Source organism: Streptomyces sp. NPDC001781 (assembly GCF_053596035.1).
Genome location: NZ_JBSFFI010000008.1, coordinates 174,993 through 189,581 on the forward strand (window position 1 = coordinate 174,993; position 14,589 = coordinate 189,581).

At 69.8% G+C, this 14,589-nt stretch carries 12 protein-coding genes and 1 pseudogene; 8 read left to right on the forward strand and 5 right to left on the reverse strand.

The features are described from left to right. The first annotated feature begins 151 nt into the window (after positions 1-151). The 6 genes from kdpF (at position 152) to ACWCV3_RS10480 (ending at position 8,037) form a co-directional block, all read left to right on the forward strand. Positions 152-241: a K(+)-transporting ATPase subunit F gene (kdpF, locus tag ACWCV3_RS10455; protein WP_016434100.1), complete on the forward strand. Its 90-nt coding sequence runs from the start codon at positions 152-154 to the stop codon at positions 239-241. Positions 242-249: 8 nt separating this feature from the next. Then, entirely contained in the window at positions 250-1,914 is a 1,665-nt protein-coding gene (gene kdpA / locus ACWCV3_RS10460; RefSeq protein WP_451221336.1) for a potassium-transporting ATPase subunit KdpA, read from the forward strand. Between the two features lie 29 nt (positions 1,915-1,943). Continuing rightward, entirely contained in the window at positions 1,944-4,043 is a 2,100-nt protein-coding gene (gene kdpB / locus ACWCV3_RS10465) for a potassium-transporting ATPase subunit KdpB (RefSeq protein WP_451221339.1), read from the forward strand. Positions 4,044-4,048: 5 nt separating this feature from the next. Next, on the forward strand, positions 4,049-4,717 hold the full coding sequence (locus ACWCV3_RS10470) for a potassium-transporting ATPase subunit C (RefSeq protein ID WP_451221342.1): 669 nt from the start codon (positions 4,049-4,051) through the stop codon (positions 4,715-4,717). Between the two features lie 88 nt (positions 4,718-4,805). Further along, positions 4,806-5,489 carry a response regulator gene (locus ACWCV3_RS10475; RefSeq protein ID WP_451221345.1) on the forward strand — a complete coding sequence of 228 codons (684 nt, stop codon included), beginning with the start codon at positions 4,806-4,808 and terminating at the stop codon, positions 5,487-5,489. 1 nt (position 5,490) lies between these two features. After that, positions 5,491-8,037, forward strand: a complete 2,547-nt coding sequence (locus tag ACWCV3_RS10480) for a DUF4118 domain-containing protein (protein ID WP_451221348.1) — start codon at positions 5,491-5,493, stop codon at positions 8,035-8,037. Between the two features lie 5 nt (positions 8,038-8,042). Here ACWCV3_RS10480 and ACWCV3_RS10485 read toward each other — a convergent pair whose 3' ends face one another. Beyond that, positions 8,043-8,609 carry a universal stress protein gene (locus ACWCV3_RS10485; protein ID WP_451221351.1) on the reverse strand — a complete coding sequence of 189 codons (567 nt, stop codon included), beginning with the start codon at positions 8,607-8,609 and terminating at the stop codon, positions 8,043-8,045. A gap of 276 nt (positions 8,610-8,885) precedes the next feature. Here ACWCV3_RS10485 and ACWCV3_RS10490 point away from each other — a divergent pair, with 276 nt between their 5' ends. Further along, a complete protein-coding gene (locus tag ACWCV3_RS10490; protein WP_451221354.1) occupies positions 8,886-9,221 on the forward strand; it encodes an SAV_915 family protein in 336 nt (111 codons plus the stop codon). Positions 9,222-9,234: 13 nt separating this feature from the next. Beyond that, positions 9,235-9,702: pseudogene (locus ACWCV3_RS10495) on the forward strand (diaminopimelate decarboxylase family protein); the annotation flags it as partial. A 479-nt stretch (positions 9,703-10,181) separates the two neighbouring features. On the opposite strand, the gene ACWCV3_RS10500 reads toward ACWCV3_RS10495, so the two are convergent. The 4 genes from ACWCV3_RS10500 to ACWCV3_RS10515 all read right to left on the reverse strand — a co-directional run bounded on the left by ACWCV3_RS10500 (position 10,182) and on the right by ACWCV3_RS10515 (position 14,589). Then, positions 10,182-11,756, reverse strand: a complete 1,575-nt coding sequence (locus tag ACWCV3_RS10500; protein ID WP_451221357.1) for a Na+/H+ antiporter — start codon at positions 11,754-11,756, stop codon at positions 10,182-10,184. A 163-nt stretch (positions 11,757-11,919) separates the two neighbouring features. Continuing rightward, positions 11,920-12,747, reverse strand: coding sequence for a slipin family protein (locus ACWCV3_RS10505; RefSeq protein WP_451221360.1), 828 nt, complete (start codon positions 12,745-12,747; stop codon positions 11,920-11,922). A gap of 89 nt (positions 12,748-12,836) precedes the next feature. After that, on the reverse strand, positions 12,837-13,619 hold the full coding sequence (locus ACWCV3_RS10510; protein WP_451221363.1) for a GNAT family N-acetyltransferase: 783 nt from the start codon (positions 13,617-13,619) through the stop codon (positions 12,837-12,839). 160 nt (positions 13,620-13,779) lie between these two features. Beyond that, positions 13,780-14,589 (reverse strand): SDR family NAD(P)-dependent oxidoreductase, encoded by an 810-nt coding sequence (locus ACWCV3_RS10515; RefSeq protein WP_451221366.1) that lies wholly within the window; start codon positions 14,587-14,589, stop codon positions 13,780-13,782.

A 14,589-nucleotide genomic window follows, 5' to 3' on the forward strand; every position in this document is an offset into this window, starting at 1 on the left:
CCCGATCCGGCCAAAGAGGCGCTTTCCTCTTACTCGTCCCTGTTCATCGAACCTCACCCCAGGAGTAAGCGATGGCCGATCTGGCCTTCGTCATCGCCACGATCGCGGGTTTCGCGCTGGTGGCCCTCGTCGCCAAGGGGGTGACGAAGCTGTGACCGCCGAGAACATCGTCGGCCTGGTTGTGGCCGTCGCCCTGCTGGGCTATCTCGTCCTCGCCTTGATCTTCCCGGAGAGGTTCTGAGCCACCACATGGGTCCCGTACTCGCAGGCGTCCTCCAACTGCTCGCTCTCATAGGAGCACTGGCCCTCGCCTACATTCCCCTCGGCAACTACATGGCCAGGGTCTACTCCTCCGACAAGCACTGGCGGCCGGAGAAGTGGATCTACAAGGGCATCGGTGCCAACCCCGACGCCGAGATGACCTGGCCCGCGTACCTGCGCGGCGTCCTCGCCTTCTCCGCGGTCAGCGTTCTCTTCCTCTACCTGCTCCAGCGGCTGCAGGGCATCCTGCCCGGCTCGCTCGGCTTCGACTCGGTCAGCCCGGCGCAGTCGTTCAACACGGCCGTGTCCTTCGTGACCAACACCAACTGGCAGTCCTACTACGGCGAGCAGACCATGGGTCACGTCGTGCAGACCGCCGGGCTGGCTGTGCAGAACTTCGTCTCGGCGGCCGTCGGCATCGCGGTCGCGGTCGCCCTGGTGCGCGGCTTCGCCCGGTCCCGCTCCGGTGAACTGGGCAACTTCTGGGCCGACCTGGTGCGCGGAACCATCCGCATCCTGGTGCCGGGTGCGGCCATCGCCGCCGTCGTCCTCGTGGCCTGCGGTGCGATCCAGAACTTCTCCGGCATCCACGAGGTCGGCCAGTTCATGGGCGGTTCCCAGCAGTGGAACGGCGGCGCGGTCGCCTCCCAGGAGGTCATCAAGGAGCTGGGCACCAACGGCGGCGGGTACTTCAACGCCAACAGCGCCCACCCCTTCGAGAACCCGACCCCCTTCACCAACCTGTTCGAGATCTTCCTGATCCTCGTCATCCCGTTCTCGCTGACCCGCACCTTCGGCGTCATGGTCGGCTCGGTCAAGCAGGGGTACGCGATCCTCGCGACCATGGGCACCATCTGGCTCGGTTTCGTCGCCCTGATGATGTGGACCGAGTTCACCCACCACGGCGCGGCGCTCCAGGCGGCCGGGGGCGCGATGGAGGGCAAGGAGGTCCGCTTCGGGGTCGGCGGTTCGTCGATCTTCGCGGTGTCCACGACACTGACGTCGACGGGCGCCGTGGACTCCTTCCACTCGTCCTTCACCGGGCTCGGCGGCGGAATCACGATGCTCGGGATGATGCTGGGCGAGATCGCGCCCGGCGGCACCGGTTCCGGTCTGTACGGCATGCTGATCATGGCGGTGATCGCGGTGTTCCTCGCCGGTCTGATGGTCGGCCGCACCCCCGAGTACCTGGGCAAGAAGATCGGCGGGCGGGAGATGAAACTGGCCGCCGCCTACATCCTGATCACCCCTGCGCTGGTCCTCGTCTTCACCGCGGCCTCCATGGCGCTGCCGACCCCGCCGAACTCCATGCTGAACTCCGGTGCGCACGGGTTCTCCGAGGTGCTGTACGCCTTCACCTCGGCCGCGAACAACAACGGCTCGGCCTTCGCCGGGCTGAACGCCAACACCGACTGGTTCAACACCATGACCGGGCTCGCCATGCTGCTGGGCCGCTTCCTGCCGATGGTGTTCGTGCTGGCTCTGGCCGGCTCGCTCGCCGGCCAGAGCCCGGTGCCGGTCTCAGCGGGCACCCTACGCACCGAGAAGCCGCTGTTCACCGGCCTGCTGGTCGGCGCGATCCTGATCATCACCGGTCTGACCTACTTCCCGGCTCTCGCGCTGGGCCCGCTGGCCGAGGGGCTGGCGTCATGAACACCCGGATAGAGAAGCCAGAGGACTCGATGTCCACAGTCACCCCGACCCGGGCGCCGCACAGCGACGTACCCTCAGGGCACAAGCCGGCCGAAGGACGTGTCGGTGCGGGTCTTTTCGACCCCAAGGCGCTGCTGAAGTCGCTCCCGGACGCCTTCCGCAAGCTCGATCCGCGGGTCATGGTCAAGTCGCCCGTGATGTTCGTGGTGTGGATCGGCTCCGTGCTGACCACGGCGTTCTCCTTCACCGACCCGACCGACTGGTTCGGCTGGACGATCAGCGTCTGGCTGTGGCTGACCGTGCTCTTCGCCAACCTCGCGGAGGCGGTCGCCGAGGGCCGGGGCAAGGCCCAGGCCGACACCCTGCGCAAGGCCAAGACCGATACCGTCGCCCGGCGCCTGAACGGCACCGCCGAGGAGCAGGTTCCCGGTACCGAGCTGCGCGTCGGCGACCTGGTCGTCTGCGAGGCCGGCGACGTGATTCCCGGCGACGGCGACGTGGTCGAGGGAGTCGCCTCCGTCGACGAGTCGGCCATCACCGGTGAGTCAGCGCCCGTCATCCGGGAGTCCGGGGGCGACCGGAGCGCCGTCACCGGCGGCACGAAGGTGCTCTCCGACCGGGTCGTCATCAAGATCACGACGAAGCCCGGCGAGACCTTCATCGACCGGATGATCAGCCTCGTCGAAGGCGCCGCACGGCAGAAGACGCCGAACGAGATCGCGCTGAACATCCTGCTGGCGTCGCTGACGATCGTGTTCCTGCTGGCCTGTGCCACGCTGCCGCCGTTCGCGGACTACGCCGGCACCCACCTGACCATGATCGTGCTGATCGCTCTGCTGGTGTGCCTGATCCCGACCACGATCGGCGCCCTGCTGTCCGCCATCGGCATCGCGGGTATGGACCGGCTGGTGCAGCGCAATGTGCTGGCGATGTCGGGCCGGGCCGTCGAGGCGGCCGGTGACGTGTCGACCCTGCTGCTGGACAAGACCGGCACCATCACCCTCGGCAACCGGCAGGCCGCCGAGTTCGTGCCGGTGGCCGGCAGCACCGACGAGGAGGTCGCGGACGCCGCGCAGATGTCCTCGCTGGCCGACGAGACTCCCGAGGGCCGTTCCGTCGTCGTCCTCGCCAAGGAGAAGTACGGCCTGCGTGAACGCCGTCAGGGCGAGCTGGCCGGCGCCGAGTGGATCGAGTTCACCGCCCAGACCCGTATGTCGGGCGTCGACTTCGACGGCAAGAAGGTGCGCAAGGGAGCGGCCGGCTCGGTCATCACCTGGGTGAAGGAGCGGGGTGGCACCGTCACCGACGACGCGGACCGGATCGCCAACGGCATCTCCGAGTCGGGTGGAACCCCGCTGCTCGTCGCCGTCGAAGACGCCCGCGGCGCTCGGGTGCTGGGTGTCATCCACCTCAAGGACGTCGTCAAGGACGGCATGCGGGAGCGGTTCGAGGAACTGCGCCGGATGGGCATCAAGACGGTCATGATCACCGGGGACAACCCGTTGACCGCCAAGGCCATCGCCGAGGAGGCGGGCGTCGACGACTTCCTCGCGGAGGCCACTCCCGAGGACAAGATGGCCCTGATCAAGCGGGAGCAGGCGGGCGGCAAGCTCGTCGCCATGACCGGCGACGGCACCAACGACGCCCCCGCGCTGGCCCAGGCGGACGTCGGCGTCGCCATGAACACCGGCACGTCGGCCGCCAAGGAGGCCGGCAACATGGTCGACCTCGACTCGAACCCGACCAAGCTCATCGAGATCGTGGAGATCGGCAAGCAGCTCCTCATCACCCGGGGCGCGCTGACCACGTTCTCCATCGCCAACGACGTGGCAAAGTACTTCGCGATCATCCCGGCACTGTTCGCCGCCGTGTACCCGGGCCTCGACAAGCTGAACATCATGCATCTGTCGTCGCCCGACTCGGCCATCCTCTCGGCCGTGATCTTCAACGCGCTGGTCATCATCGCGCTGGTGCCGCTCTCACTCAAGGGTGTGCGGTACCGGCCGATGAGCGCGGACCGGCTGCTACGGCGCAACCTGACCGTCTACGGCCTGGGCGGCCTGGTCGCCCCGTTCATCGGCATCAAGATCATCGACCTGCTCATCTCCCTCATCCCCGGAATCGGCTGATCACCATGAACAACTCCGTTGCGGGCACGGCCCGGCTGCTCGGGGCGGGACTGCGTGCCCTCCTGGTGCTGACCCTGGTGACCGGTGTCATCTACCCCCTGGTCGTCACCGGCATCGCTCAGGCACTCTTCAGCGGCAACGCGAACGGCTCCGAGATCAAGTCGGGTGGACGCGTCGTCGGCTCCTCCCTGATCGGCCAGTCGTACTCGCTGCCCCTGAAGAAGGGCCAGGAGACCCCCGATCCCGACCTGAAGTGGTTCCAGGGGCGGCCGGCCAATGGCCTCGGCGCCAACAGCGTCAACACCCAGTACAAGCTGATCCTCTCCGGCGCGACCAACCTGTCCGCCGACAACAAGGACCTGATCAAGCAGGTCGAGGACGCCAAGGCCGCGGTCGTCAAGGACAACTCCGTGCCCGGCCACGTGGTCAAGCTGTCGGATGTCCCCGCCGACGCGGTCACCTCCTCCGGCTCCGGCCTCGACCCGGCCATCTCCCCGGCGTACGCGGACCTCCAGGTACACCGGGTCGCCGAGAAGAACGGCCTGCCGGTGGACCAGGTCGAGAAGTTGGTGAGGGACCATACCGAGGGCCGCACACTCGGCTTCATGGGCGAGCCCCGGGTGAACGTCCTCGAACTGAACGTCGCGCTCAAGGACCTCGTAGCCACGAAGTGACGGACTTACGCGAACCAGCGGGAGGCGGCGGCAGGGGAAGCCCGGCCGCCGCCTCCCGACGCCATGAACACAGGAGAGGCACACACCCATGACCAGGGTGCTGGTGGTGGAGGACGACCCGCAGCTCGTACGGGCCCTCGTCATCAACCTGCAGGCGCGCAAGTACGGAGTGGACGCCGCCCCCGACGGCACCACGGCCCTCCGGCTGGCCGCCGCGCGTCAGCCCGATGTCGTCATACTCGACCTGGGCCTGCCCGACATGGATGGCGTCGACGTCATCAAGGCTCTGCGAGGCCGGACCCGAGTGCCGATCCTCGTCCTGTCCGCCCGGCGGGGGTCCGACGAGAAGGTCGCCGCGCTCGACGCGGGTGCCGACGACTACATCACCAAACCATTCAGCATGGACGAACTACTGGCCCGGCTGAGGGCCGCCGTCCGCCGCACCGAGGACACACCGCTGGTCCCCGAGACCGTTCTGGTCGACACGGTGGACTTCAGCATCGACCTGCTCGCCAAGAAGGTCGTCCGGGGCGGGCGGGACGTGCGGCTGACCCCGACCGAGTGGCACCTCCTGGAGATCCTGGTGACCAATCCGGGCCGACTGATCACACAGAAGCGGCTCCTCCAGGAGGTCTGGGGCGGCACACGGAGCAACAAGACCAACTATCTGCGCGTCTACATGGCCCAGCTGCGCCGCAAACTGGAGACGGACCCTTCCCGCCCCCGCTATCTGATCACCGAGCCCGGCATGGGCTACCGCTTCGAGGGATGACATGGCACGCGGCAAGCTTCGGATCTACCTCGGTTCGGCGCCCGGCGTCGGCAAGACCTACGCCATGCTGTCCGAGGCGCACCGCAGGATCGAGCGCGGCGCGGACTGCGTGGTGGGCTTCGTCGAGCACCACCACCGGCCGCGCACCGAGGTGATGCTGCATGGCTTGGAGCAGGTTCCGCGCAAGGAACTGGACTACCGGGGCGGCACGTTCACCGAGATGGACGTGGACGCGATCCTCGCCCGCGCCCCCCGGGTCGTCCTGGTGGACGAGCTGGCGCACAGCAACGTCCCCGGCTCCCGGAACGCCAAGCGCTGGCAGGACGTCGAGGCACTCCTGGCCGCCGGCATCGACGTGATCACGACGGTCAACATCCAGCACCTGGAGTCGCTGGGTGACGTGGTGGAGTCGATCACCGGCGTGCGGCAGCGGGAGACCGTACCGGACGAAGTGGTGCGCCGCGCCGACCAGATCGAGCTGGTGGACATGTCGCCGCAGGCGCTGCGCCGTCGGATGGCTCACGGAAACATCTACAAGCCCGACAAGGTCGACGCGGCCCTGTCGAACTATTTCCGTCCCGGAAACCTGACCGCACTGCGGGAGTTGGCGTTGCTGTGGGTCGCCGACCGGGTCGACGCCTATCTCACCGAGTACCGCAGTGAGCACCGGGTTTCCACGATCTGGGGTTCGCGCGAGCGGATCGTGGTCGGCCTGACCGGCGGCCCGGAGGGCCGCACGCTGATCCGGCGGGCCGCGCGGCTCGCGGAGAAGGGCGCCGGCGGCGAGGTGCTGGCCGTCTACATCTCCCGCAGCGACGGGCTGACCTCCGCCTCCCCGAAGGAGCTCGCCGATCAGCGCATCCTCGTGGAGGACCTCGGAGGCACCTTCCACCAAGTCGTCGGCGACGACATCCCCGTGGCACTGCTCGACTTCGCGCGCGGGGTCAACGCCACGCAGATCGTGCTCGGCGTCTCGCGGCGCCGGAGCTGGCAGTACATTCTCGGGCCCGGGGTCGGCGCCACGGTCGCCCGGGAGTCCGGGCCCGACCTCGATGTACACCTGATCACCCATGGCGAAGCGGGCAAGGGCCGTGGTGGACTGCCGGTCGCTCGCGGCGCACGGCTGAGCCGCACTCGGCTCATCGGGGGCTGGCTGACCGGCGTTCTCGGCCCGGCGCTGCTCACCCTGCTGCTCACCGTCGCCACCCCCGATGTCGGGCTCGCCAACGACATGCTGCTCTTTCTGGCCCTGACGGTGGCCGCGGCCCTGCTGGGCGGACTTCTCCCGGCGCTGGGTTCGGCCGCGGTGGGCTCACTGCTGCTGAACTGGTACTTCACTCCGCCCGTCCACACCCTGACGATCGCCGATTCGCAGAACATCGTCGCCATCGTGATCTTTGTCGGGGTGGCCGTGTCGGTGGCCTCCGTGGTGGACCTGGCAGCCCGCCGCACCCATCAGGCGGCCCGGCTGCGGGCCGAGTCGGAGATCCTCTCCTACCTGGCGGGCAACGTCCTGCGCGGCGAGACCTCGCTGGAGGCGCTGCTGGAACGCGTCCGCGAGACCTTCGGCATGGAGTCGGTGGCCTTGCTGGAGCGGACCGGCGAGACGAATCCCTGGACCTGCGCGGGCAGTGTGGGTCCCCGGCCTGCGAGTAATCCGGACGACGCGGATGTCGACGTACCCGTGCACGACGACATGGCCCTGTCGCTGCGCGGCCGCGTGCTGCCGGCCGCCGACCGCCGGGTGCTGGCCGCCTTCGCCGCACAGGCCGCCGTCGTGCTCGACCGCCAGCGTCTGCGGCGCGAGGCCGACCGCGCCAAGGAACTGGCCGAGGGCAACCGCATCCGGACCGCGCTGCTCGCCGCCGTCAGTCATGACCTGCGCACCCCGTTGGCCGGCATCAAAGCGGCGGTCTCGTCGTTGCGTTCGGACGACGTCGAGTGGTCCGAGGACGACCAGGCGGAACTGCTCCAGGCCATCGAGGAGGGGGCCGACAGACTCGATCTCCTGGTCGGCAACCTGCTCGACATGTCCCGCCTCCAGACCGGTACCGTCATGCCCCTCCTCCGTGAGACCGACCTCGACGAGGTCGTGCCCATGGCGCTGGTCGGCGTGCCTGAGGACAGCGTGGAGCTGGACATCCCCGAGACCCTGCCCATGGTCCAGGTCGACCGGGGGCTGCTGGAGCGGGCCGTCGCCAATGTGGTCGAGAACGCCGTCAAGTACAGCCCACCGGAGGAGAAGGTGCTGGTGTCGGCGAGCGCCATCGCCGACCGGGTGGAAGTCCGGGTCGTCGACCGTGGCCCCGGTGTCCCCGACGAGGCGAAGGCCCGGATCTTCGAGCCCTTCCAGCGTTACGGCGACTCGCCCCGGGGCGCCGGAGTGGGGCTCGGTCTCGCGGTGGCCCGAGGGTTCACCAAAGCCATCGGGGGTGTCCTCCACGCGGAAGACACCCCCGGAGGGGGCCTGACCATGGTGCTCGCCGTACGGATCGCCGACGAGCGTCTGCCGGACGGGCCGGATCTTCCGGCCGTAACCACCTCCTGAGAAGCTCAGGCGCCGGGCGGTACGGTGTCGAACTCCCGCTGAATCCGCCCGGTGTCCAGCCGCAGCCTCAGGAGGTTGCGTCGGTGCGCGGTCTCCAGCGCGGCCGCCAGCGGGGACGGCGGCACCGCGAGGACGGGACAGCCGGCGTGGGCCAGGCAGCAGCGGCTGACCGACGGCCGGAACGCGCGGCGCAGCCGGCCCCGTCGTCCAGTGCCGACCACGACCACATCGCGCTCCCGGTCGGCGATCCGCAGCAGCGCCCGGCCCGGGGTGCCACGGACCACGAGTGCCTGTCCGGGCAGCCCGGCGGCCGTACCGCCGAACACGTCACGCAGCGCGTCGAGCAGCCGCTCCCGCGCCAGCCGCTCCCACTCCGGGATCAGGACGGCCGCGGCCGGGGACCTACGGGCCGCCAGTTCCCCGGCGGGCGGCTCCCAGGCAAGGACCGGCCACAGCTCGGCGCCGCGCCGCCAGGCCTCGCCGGCGGCCGCGACCAGGGCGGTGCGACTCCCCGGCGACCCGCTGACGCCCACTACGAGGCGGGTGGTCGGGTGCGGGTGGGACTCGGGCATGCAGACCTCCTCGGAATCCCTCCATCTCACCTCGCCGCCAGGCTTCCGGACTCATCTCCCGCCAAGTCCTGACGCCGTTCTGATGGCTTCATCGGCGCCTCCGACCAGGCGCGTCAGTGTTCCGTCAAGGTCGGCCGGACCGGCGTCAGCGTCCCGTCAGGACACCACCGGGAGCCCCGGGCACCGGGCATACCGTCGTGGGTGAGCCCCGGTCCGCCTCCCCGCGTCCGGGGCGTCCAAGACCACTCCTCCTCCCCGCCCATGCGGAGGTACTCCATGACAGAACGGCTTTACGGCGAGCACTCCGATCCCTTTGATCGATCCCCGGCCGGGTGCCTGTACGTACCGGTCCGGCCGGGTCACGCCGGCTGTGCGGCCCGGCTGTTCCGCACCCCTCTGGGCCACCGCACCGCTGTCGGATTCACGTCCGTACAGCGACTGACCGACACGCTCGGACCCGACCAGGCGTGGATCCGCCTCGCCGTGCCCGCTCTGCGTGCGGTGACCGTCCCACTCGGCATCACCGCCCTCACGGTGGATCCGCGGTTCTCGGCACCCGCTCCCGCACCGGTCGAACCCGGTACGTCCGTCACCGCACTGCGGATCGCCTGAGAGGGGCGGACGCATGACCACGGTTCACGCATCCCCCACCACCGCGTCCACCGACCTGTCGGTGTGGCCCGCGCCCACCACCGAGCGCCCCTTGCACGGCGACCTCGCCGTGGGCGGCGTCTCGCTGGCGGAGATAGCCGACCGCTTCGGTACCCCGGTCCACGTCCTCGACGAGGCCGAGATCCGCGACCGCTGCCGCACCTACCGGGACGCTTTCCCCTACGCCGAAGTCCTGTACGCGGCCAAGGCGTTCCTGTGCCGGGCCATGGCCCCTCGGATCGACGAGGAGGGGCTCGGCCTCGACGTCTGCTCCGCCGGTGAACTCGAACTCGCCGTTTCCACCGGCTTCCTACCCGAGCGGATCACGATGCACGGCAACGCCAAGTCACCTCGCGACCTGGCCACCGCCCTGCGCCTCGGCGTCGGCCGCATCGTCATCGACAGCCCGTCGGAGATCGCGCGGCTGGCCGCGGCGGTCGGCTACAACGTCATCGAGGCGATCGTCGCGCTCACCGCCGGCACCCTCGCCTCCTCCACCGCTCTGATCGGCTTCGGCCTCGACTCCGTCATCGAGGAGGGCCGCGACGCCTGGCAGGGCAAGGGGCGCTGTGCGCCGCCGATCGCAGCCGGCCCGGCGCTGGGCGGGGAACCTGATGCCTGCGGCTGCCGAACCGGGTGCGACTGCCGTGACCACGGGATGTCCACGAAGTAGCGCTCCGTCACACCGGCAAGAGGCACAGAACGGCTCGGCGACAGCCGACGTTCGTCAAAGAGCCGTCAAGCGGAGCCTAGGCGCCATCAGGGTGGCGTCAACGCGGATGATGCGCGGCCCTTCCCGATGCAGACTGTCGTGCGGTGGGGAAAGGGCGGCAGCTCCGGGCCCGGAGACGTGGGGATCGCGGACGGGCGATCGGGTCCGAGGCTGCCCCGCCCGCTTGCCGCCCGGACACTGACGTCCTGTCAGGAGCCGGTCAGCCGCGCCTCCTCCAGATCCAGGGACCGCTGCAGCTTCCGTCGTGTCATGTCGCTGATGTGATGCTCGTCGTACATGCGCTGCAGTTCCACACTCTCCACGGCGATGAGGTCCCGGCGTAGCTGGCGGTAGACCATGTCGAAGGACTCGATGGCAGAGGTCGAGCCGTTCTGCTCGGCCAGGCGGCCGCGGGCGTCGTCGAGGCGGGCGGTCAGGCCACGCCGCAGGCGGTCGACGACGATGTCGGGTACGGCTTCCAGCTCCGCCAGTTCCTCCAGCCGGCCGAGCCCGACGTGGGCGAGCCGGCCGCGGGCCTCGACCTCCTCGCGTTCGGTGTGGTCCGGTTCCAGGGCGATGCCGGAGGCCCGCACCACCGGGGCGAGGGTGAAGCCCTGCACGACCAGCGTGACCACCACGACCGAAGTCGTGAGGACGAGCACCAGTGGCCGTCCGGCCAGCGCGCTGCCTCCCCGCGTGATCTCCGGGATCGAGAGGGCGGCCGCGAGCGGCATGACTCCACGCGTCCCGGCCCAGGTCAGTACCACGGGAACCCGCCAGTTCGTCCGCTCCATACCGCCCCTGCGCTGCACCAGCGAGGACAGCGGCGCGAGCCAGAGAAGACGTACGGCGACGAGTGTCGCGGCGACGGCGAGCGCGTACAACGGCCACGCCCGGTCGCCGTCGGCCAGTGCCGCCACCTGTGCGGGCAGGGCCAGGCCGATCAGCGAGAAGACCACGCTCTCCAGGAGGAACACCACCGTGCCGTACACCGCGTGGAGCTGGAGGCGGATGCGGGCGTTGGTGAGCCGGTCACCGCGGCCGCCGAGTACGACGCCGGCCACCACGCAGGAGGTCACCCCGGAGGTGTGCGCGGCCTCCGCCAGGAGATAGGCGGCGTACGGGGTGACCAGCGAGATGACCGTCTCCAGTACAGGTTCCTCGGTGTACCGCCGGATCAGGACGACCACCCCCGCGACGGCCGCGCCCAGCAGGGTTCCGCCACCGGCCAGCAGCAGGAACTCGCCGCCCGCCGCGCCCCAGCTCGCCGCCGCCGACGCCACGGCGATGCCGGCGGCCACCCGGACGAGTACGAGAGAGGTCGCGTCGTTGAACAGGCTCTCCGCCTGCACGAGGACCTGCACCTTCGGCGGCAGGGCGAGCCGGCGTCCCAGCGCGGTGACCGCGACCGGGTCGGTGCTGGCCAGGACGGCCCCAAGTACGAACGCCATCTGCCACGACAGCGGCGTCAGGAGAGCGGCCACGGCCGCCACGGCCGCCGCAGAGGCGAGCACCAGGCCGATGGCCAGGACGCCGACCGGTTTCCACACCGCGCGCAGTTCCCGCCAGGGCATGTCCTCCGCGCTCGAGTACAGCAGCGGCGGCAGCACGACGAGGCCGATGATCTCCGGATCGATCTCGATCCGGGGCGTTCCCGGCAGCAGCGCGACGGCGAGCCCGGCGACCACGAGCAGGGACGGCGCGGGTATCCGCCACCGGCGTGCGAAGGTCGCCACGAGGGTGGCCAGAACGACCAACGCGAGTACGGTACCGACGCTCCGCATGCCGTCTCCCTGGAGCTGAGCAGGAGAGCCGCCTTGGCCCCCCTCGCCGACCAGACTTCCCGGCACACCACCGTCAGCCTATCGGTAGGGGGTTGCGTCGGGACCGGCGCGCCCCCGGGCGCTGCCGATCCGGAGGACGAGCCGGCGTGAGGGCTCTCGTGTCTCAGGCGCGCGGATCGGACGTGGTGGTCGCGGTGGGGGAGGAGGTATCGGGCGTGCTGTCGACGGAGAGACGCTGGGCGGCCCGGTCGAAGTACCGCAGCAGTTCTACCGGGAAGGGCATCACGAGCGTGGAATTCTTCTCCGCCGCCACCTCGACCACCGTCTGCAGCAGCCGGAGCTGCATCGCCTCCGGCGTGTCGGCCATGATCCGTGAAGCGTTGGCGAGTTGCTGGGCCGCCTGGAACTCACCGTCCGCCGTGATCACCCGGGCCCGGCGCTCCCGCTCGGCCTCGGCCTGGCGGGACATCGAGCGCTTCAGCGACTCGGGGAGCTGTACGTCCTTGATCTCGACCCGGTCGATGTGCACACCCCATCCTGCGGCCGGGCTGTCGATCATCAACGCCAGTCCCTCGTGGAGCCGTTCGCGGTCGGAGAGCAGGTCGTCGAGATCGCTCTTGCCGATGATGGAGCGCAGGGAGGACTGGGCGACCTGACCGACGGCGAACTGGTAGTCCTGCACATCGATGGCGGCCCGGACCGGGTCCACCACCTTGAAGTACACGACGGCGTCGACCTTCACAGAGACGTTGTCCCGCGTGATGCCCTCCTGGGTCGGAATGGGCAGAGTGGCGACCTGGACGTTCACCTTCCGCATCCGGTCAACGAAGGGAACGAGAAAGGTGATTCCAGGCCGACGGCACTCCGGCAGTGCCCGGCCGAGCCGGAACACCACTCCGCGGTCGACCTGATTGACGACCCTCATCCCGCTGCGCAGCACCAGCAGCGCCGCGACGATGACGATCAGTGAGACGACAACAGTGGGGTCCATGGCAGGCCACTCCCTCATGAAATGTACGTGACATACATGAGGACACGGGCTGGTGTGGAATGGATACCAACCGGCCTGTCAGGAGAACGTCAATGTTCCGTACGGGGACCATCTCGGGTGTGAAGCACCGTCGGCAGCGTGTGGTGCACGTACTCGCTGAGCAGTCGGAATCCGGCGGTCCAGGCGAGGAGTCGGCTCGCCCGGTTCTCCCGGGGGCAGCTCCACGTGGCTGTCCGGCCCCGTGCGGCGATGTCGGCGGTGAGGCCCGCGACGCAGGCGAGAGCGAGATGCTGCCGCCGCTCTCCGGGGTCGGTGGCACAGGCGACGTCCTCATAGCGGCTTCCCGCGAACCGTGTGCAGGCCACGGCAAGGACGTGCCCCTTGCGGAAGGCGGCCCAGCCGTACCGGGACCGAGCGAGACTCTCGGGGCCGCCCCAAGTCGCAGCGGTCCAGCCGAGGGTGGCTTCGGCGGCCGCGATCGCGGGCCCATCGGCGGCCTGGAGACGGCGGACCGTCGTTCCCCTGGGGACCCGCGCGAGTACCGCGTCCGCGCGTTGGACGTAGAGCATGCGGTCCCACGGCTGTAGAAGGCCGAAGGCGGCGGCGAAGACGGGCAGGAAGCGGACGGACGCTTCGACGCAATGCTCTGCCAGCGGGGCGAGGTCGGCCGGTGCTAGGACGGTCGGGTCACCGGCCAGGAGGGCATGGCCCCCGCTGGTGACGGCGATGGCGCGGGGTTGGACGGCACGATCGGTCCACCAGGTGCCGTGACCGGTCTCGAGGACGTGCTCGGCCAGGCTCGCCGTTCCCGGCATACCGACCGGGAAGACCCGGGCGGAGGCCGGCGGCTGGTGTGCGGGATGAGGGATCACAGGAACCTCCCGGGAACGGAAGCCGATGGACAGGAGGGGCAGTTGTGCGCGGACGGGTGGGTCCGCGAGCCGGGCAGCGCGGGAAGGGAAGCCCTTGTGGGAACGGGGCGGCCCACCACGCTCGGGTGGGCCACCTTCGTCCGGCTGGTCGGCTGGGCCTTCAAGCGGCCCGGCTGACCAGGCTGTTCGCCAGCTTGGCCAGGCGCTTGACAGTGCGGGGCTCCGTGGCCGTGGGAGCCGCGTCGACGCGGTGTGCGCGGTCGTAGTAGGCGCCGTTGGTGATGTCGGTGAGCGGATCGCAGAGCCGCACGATGTGCGCGGCGCCCTCGGCCGGGGCGCCGCCCTCGTGCGCGTACAGGTGCAGGAGGCTGGTGGCGCAGATACCAGGGTCGACGGAGACGGCCGTGACGCGGGGGTCCGCGGCGAAGATGGTCAGCGCGAGCTGGGACTGGGCGTAGGCCGCGAGGCGCGAGTAGCGGCGCGTGCGGTTGGGGTCGCTCCACTGGATGGACCCGGTGCGGTGGAGAGAGGAGGAGACGTTGACGACCCGGCCCCCTGAAGCGCTGGTCAGCGCAGGTTCGAGGAGGTGGGTGAGGAGGTAGTGGGCGAGAAAGTTGACCTGGAAGGCGATCTCGTTGCCGTCGGGGGTGACGGTGTGGCGTTCGGGCGCGGCCATGCCAGCGTTGTTGACCAGCACGTCGAGACGCGGATGCTCCGCCAGGATGCGGGAGGCGAGCTGTTCGACCTCCTCCAGTCGGGCGAAGTCCGCGCCGAACGGGCACACACGGGCCGCATCGACATCGGCCAGGGCGATCAGCCGGTCGGTGGCGGCGTGCGCGTCTTCGGTGGTGCGGCCGTGGACGAGGACAGTGGCGCCACGTGCGGCGAGGAGCCGGGCCGTCTCGTGGCCGATGCCGGAGGCGGCGCCGGTCACCAGGATGGTACGGGAGGAGAGATCGGAAACGGACAT

Coding starts and splice junctions, on each gene's coding strand:
- kdpA (WP_451221336.1), top strand. CDS start 250: ATGGGTCCCGTACTCGCAGGCGTCCTCCAACTGCTCGCTCTCATAGGA.
- kdpB (WP_451221339.1), top strand. CDS start 1,944: ATGTCCACAGTCACCCCGACCCGGGCGCCGCACAGCGACGTACCCTCA.
- ACWCV3_RS10470 (WP_451221342.1), top strand. CDS start 4,049: ATGAACAACTCCGTTGCGGGCACGGCCCGGCTGCTCGGGGCGGGACTG.
- ACWCV3_RS10475 (WP_451221345.1), top strand. CDS start 4,806: ATGACCAGGGTGCTGGTGGTGGAGGACGACCCGCAGCTCGTACGGGCC.
- ACWCV3_RS10480 (WP_451221348.1), top strand. CDS start 5,491: ATGGCACGCGGCAAGCTTCGGATCTACCTCGGTTCGGCGCCCGGCGTC.
- ACWCV3_RS10485 (WP_451221351.1), bottom strand. CDS start 8,609: ATGCCCGAGTCCCACCCGCACCCGACCACCCGCCTCGTAGTGGGCGTC.
- ACWCV3_RS10490 (WP_451221354.1), top strand. CDS start 8,886: ATGACAGAACGGCTTTACGGCGAGCACTCCGATCCCTTTGATCGATCC.
- ACWCV3_RS10500 (WP_451221357.1), bottom strand. CDS start 11,756: ATGCGGAGCGTCGGTACCGTACTCGCGTTGGTCGTTCTGGCCACCCTC.
- ACWCV3_RS10505 (WP_451221360.1), bottom strand. CDS start 12,747: ATGGACCCCACTGTTGTCGTCTCACTGATCGTCATCGTCGCGGCGCTG.
- ACWCV3_RS10515 (WP_451221366.1), bottom strand. CDS start 14,589: ATGTCCGTTTCCGATCTCTCCTCCCGTACCATCCTGGTGACCGGCGCC.